Origin of the sequence: Paraburkholderia sp., assembly GCF_035656215.1 — a bacterium.
GTDB lineage: Bacteria > Pseudomonadota > Gammaproteobacteria > Burkholderiales > Burkholderiaceae > Paraburkholderia.
Genome location: NZ_DASRSY010000126.1, coordinates 1 through 4,202 on the forward strand (window position 1 = coordinate 1; position 4,202 = coordinate 4,202).

At 60.4% G+C, this 4,202-nt stretch carries 3 protein-coding genes and 1 pseudogene; 2 read left to right on the plus strand and 2 right to left on the minus strand.

Features of this window, described 5'->3' with window-relative positions; all coding sequences use genetic code 11:
• Positions 1 to 209 (minus strand): annotated as a pseudogene (locus tag VFE81_RS07295) (PST family polysaccharide export protein); the annotation flags it as partial.
• Between the two features lie 349 nt (positions 210 to 558).
• Here VFE81_RS07295 and VFE81_RS07300 point away from each other — a divergent pair.
• Positions 559 to 1,749 (plus strand): glycosyltransferase, encoded by a 1,191-nt coding sequence (locus VFE81_RS07300; protein ID WP_325043954.1) that lies wholly within the window; start codon positions 559 to 561, stop codon positions 1,747 to 1,749.
• 19 nt (positions 1,750 to 1,768) lie between these two features.
• On the opposite strand, the gene VFE81_RS07305 is transcribed toward VFE81_RS07300, so the two are convergent.
• Complete coding sequence (locus VFE81_RS07305; protein ID WP_325043955.1) at positions 1,769 to 2,944, minus strand: acyltransferase; 1,176 nt, start codon at positions 2,942 to 2,944, stop codon at positions 1,769 to 1,771.
• A gap of 282 nt (positions 2,945 to 3,226) precedes the next feature.
• Here VFE81_RS07305 and VFE81_RS07310 point away from each other — a divergent pair.
• The coding region (locus tag VFE81_RS07310) for a hypothetical protein (RefSeq protein ID WP_325043956.1) at positions 3,227 to 4,202 on the plus strand (976 nt) is incomplete at its 3' end.

Genomic DNA, 4,202 nt, shown 5'->3' on the forward strand with positions numbered 1-4,202 from the left:
CCCGTGTCCGATAACGCCTCGGCAATCGCCACCGCGAGCAAGGCCACGCTCACGCTGCCGATCGCGGCCGGCCCGAGCATCCGGCCAATCGCCAGAAACTTGACCGCTACGAGTCCACGCACCGCGAACTGCTGCAACAGCACCCACGTCGCCGCACTCGCGCCGAAGCTGGACGCCATTGAGAGCGCCGGAAGCCTGATCGCCCGCAAGCTGTATCTCCGTCGAATCGGAACGCCGTTGAATCGGCCACACACAGCGATTGAATGCATCGCTGCGCAACGCCGCCGGCGCATAAGTAGTTAGGTCGCACCAGCGAGCTGGCGAGCTTTTTCATCGAACGCTATATACGACCTTACCGCGAGAGATTCGGCAACAACCGCCATCAGCTAGGCCAGTTCAGCCGAAGCCATTGCGCGCTAGTACGTTTACCCACAGAACGGGTCAAATAGACGGGTCCCCTCACCCCGCCGATGCTAACGTTGTTCAGCTAGCGCTTCAGACAGCCGGCGCGAGGTTGCTTTTCCACACCGCATTCGACCACCGAGGACCACTGAATCGATGGAACAAGACTATGTTCTGATTGTGGAACCCAACCTCACCGGCCATCGCTGGCGCTATGTCGAATGGACCATGCAGGCCTGCACGGAAGCAGGCTATCCGTGCATCCTCGCGACGGAATCCGCCAACGAAGACCATCGCCTCGCCAGACAGATCGTCGCCGCGAACCGCGCGGATCTGCAGATCGCGTTCGTCGATCCCGAGGAGCGGCCACGCGGGCTGCTGCGCCCGTCGAACCAGTACTCGCGCTTTCACCGCTATTTCAAGCGCGTGCATCGAATCGTCAGCCACGCGCAGCCGATCAGACTGGTGGTCGTTCCTTATGTCGATTACTTCTTCTACGCGCTGCCGTTTCTCGGCTCGCCGTTTCGCAAGACACCTTGGATCGGTATCACGATGCGCTCGACCTTCCATCATCACAAGGTCGGCATCAAGTCGCCTGATCGGCCGATTGTGAACGCGGTCAAGGCGCTACTTTTCAAGCGCGCGATCCACTCCGTCGGGCTGCGCACGCTGCTGACGATCGACCCGACTCTGCCGGAATGGTCCGCGCGCAATGCCTCGAAAAACAGCGCGGGCGTCGCCTACGTAGCGGACCCGTTTCCGGACGAGCGCGCGGAGAATCCGGTGCTGGCCCGCGAGCGGCTCGGACTGGACCCCACGCAGCGTTATCTGCTGGTGTACGGCTCGATCACCGAACGCAAAGGCATCTACGAACTGGTCCACGCGTTGACCCGTCTGGAGCATGCGCCCACGCTGATCGTCGCGGGTGAGCAGGACGCAGGCACGCGCCATTTCATGCGCAATCATGTGCGCAGCCTGACGCCCGCGCCGCTGGTACTCGATTCGTTCATTGCAAACGACGTCGAGCGCGATCTGTTCTCCGCCTGCGACGCAGTCTGGCTAGGCTACAAGGGACATTACGGAATGAGCGGGGTGCTCGTGCAGGCGTACCGTTTCGGCAAGCCCGTGATCGCAACGGAAGATGGACTGATCGGCTGGTTCAGCCGGCGCTGCGAACTGGGGCCGATTCTGAGCGACCTCAGCTCCGCCTCGATCGGCAAGGCGATCACCGAGACGATGACCTCCTGGCCGCACGCGCCGCAAGCCACTCCGTCCACACGCGAAGATCTGCTCTCACGGCACACGCTCGGGCAATTCAAGCAGACCTTGCTTCAGCAGATGGCCTGATCCGGCACACCAGAGAAGGTCAGGACAACTGGCCGCCCGCTACCGGCACTTTCTGCACTTCCGGTACTTCCGGCACTTCCTCGCGCACCGAACTGTTGCGCTTGGCCGGGAACAGCGCGTTGCGCATTAGCAGGAACGGATACTCGATCGCGCGCGTGGTCACATAGCCGATCGCAATCGCGAAAGCGAACTGCGCGGTGAGCGCCACCACCCAGATTACGCTCGGTGCAAGACCCATGGCGGTCGCTTTGCGAATCAGCATGTCGCCTGGCGCAAGCGCAAGCGAATGCCACAGGTAAATGCCGTACGAATAGAGACCAATCCAGGCAATCCCGCGATACACCCACGACGAACGCAGCGATCCCGAATACTCCAGCACGAACACGATCAGCGCGGCGAAGCCGAGCGCCTGAATCGTATAACCGATGCTTTCGTCGAGCGCGAAGTTTTTCGTCGCAAAAGCGAGCCACGCGCACAGCAGCACGATGCTAACGATCAGCCACCACTTGCGCTTCGCGATCTGTTGATAGACACCCGGTTTCATCCAGTAGATCGCGGACAGAATCACACCGACCAGCAAACTGTCGATGCGGTATTGGGTGTACGCGAAAGCGCCTTCCAGGTTGCCGCCCGCTACCGCGAAACAGCGCGCGGTGAGCACCACCGCGCAGATGCCGGTCAACACGCTGACGATCGTCCACGCGCTGAGACGCCAGCGCGCGAACAGCAACAGCAGCGCCGGCAGGACGAGATAAAAGTGTTCTTCGACCGCGAGACTCCAGGTCTGGGTAATTGAGGTGCCCAGATAGTTCTGCAGGTGGGTCAGGTTCTGAATCAGAAACGTATTCCACGGATGGCGTCCGGCCAGCACATGAAATGCGATCAGCACGTAATACGCGGGCCAGATGCGGAAGATCCGCCGGATGATAAAGCGCTTTGCATCGACGTTACCCTTTTCGGCGTACTGTCGAAGCAGCAGGCCGCCAACCAGAAAGCCGCTGAGCGTAAAGAACAGATTGACGCCTTCGCGCCCGAAACTCTTCAGAGGATACTCGATGATCTGGATCAGGAAGTTGTCGGTATGAACGGCGTGAAAGTGAAAGCCCATCACCATGATAATGGCGATGCCGCGCACGAAATCCAGTTCGATGGCCCGTCCGGCTGTTACGGATCTCGCTCCGCCGAATAATTTCATGTTGTTCTCCCCTGTCACCATTCACGGGCGCATGTCCCTTTTTGCATCTTCGGTGGCGACACGCGTACGTGCGCGCCAACATCAAGACATTGGCCGACAACATGTGCAAGTGTGCGCGCGTCTTGCAGGGGCTGCCCTTGCCACTGTCGCCAGAACCCAGGCAATGGGCGACGAAACCGGGTGCGCGGAATGGGCAAGCGAGAATATTCCCGCACAATGACCCGATGCGAGACTGTCCGCTATAGACCGACGGCGGATCGACAGCACGGGGAGGAATCAGCAATGCGCCATCAGTATGCGACGCTCTGGATATGGTTTTTTCTGTTACCGCTTGCGCTGGACTATAAGGCGACTAACGCCAACGTAGGCCACTTTGCGCAGTCCGGACTGGTGATCCCGGTAATCGCCGCGGGACTCGCCCTCGTGCTGATTGCGCCGCGCTTTCGCGACCACTCGCGATTGCGCTCGATCGTCACCTTCAGCGTGCTGCTGTGCGTGTTCGGCAGCATCGTCGCCCAGTTCGTTCAGGACAACGACACCGGTAATTATTTGCGCGTTTTGCTCCCGTTCGTACTGTTTGCGCTGGGCTACCTCGTGGCCTGCCGCCCGTGGAGCGAATACAGAATTTCGCAGTTCGAGAAAGCGCTGTTTTTCGCCAACGTGGTCAGTCTCGTGTTTACCTTCGTCTATGGTATGGCGACGGGGGGTGATCTCGAGGAGGTCCGCTACCGCATCATCTCCGTGACGTTGCTCGGTCTGCAAGCGGTGCTGTTGCACGAATTCATCGTTGCCAAACGCTTTTCCTTTTTCACCATTGCTGTGTTCGCCGGCAGCGTGATCGTCGAGTTGCTGAGTGTCACGCGTAGTTTGCTGGTCGGCACCGTATTGCTGTTCCTGATCGCCATGGCGTTGTCCGCGCCGTCGATCCAGCAAGTCTGGCGCGCGGCCGCGCGCACATTGATCGTGGGCGCGGTACTGGCCGGCGTGGCGGGCATCGCGGCGCTGAGCTTTCCGACCGTCGCGGAGCACTGGACGCAGCGCATTTTCGCGTCGGAGGAAACCGTCACCGGCAAAGACCCGACCACCATCACCCGCCTCGCCGAGATGCGCGATCAGTATGACCAGGTGACGGCGTCGCCGGAAACGCTGTTGTTCGGCGCAGGCTACGGGCACTACTATCGCTATTCCCCCACTTACCTGCCGGACCTCGCCGGCCAGATCAGCGAGAAAGACTTCTACGCGATCAACGAATGGGCCG

Bases quoted from the DNA above. Each gene is read 5' to 3' on its own strand.
- VFE81_RS07305 (WP_325043955.1), bottom strand. From the start codon at position 2,944: ATGAAATTATTCGGCGGAGCGAGATCCGTAACAGCCGGACGGGCCATC.
- VFE81_RS07300 (WP_325043954.1), top strand. From the start codon at position 559: ATGGAACAAGACTATGTTCTGATTGTGGAACCCAACCTCACCGGCCAT.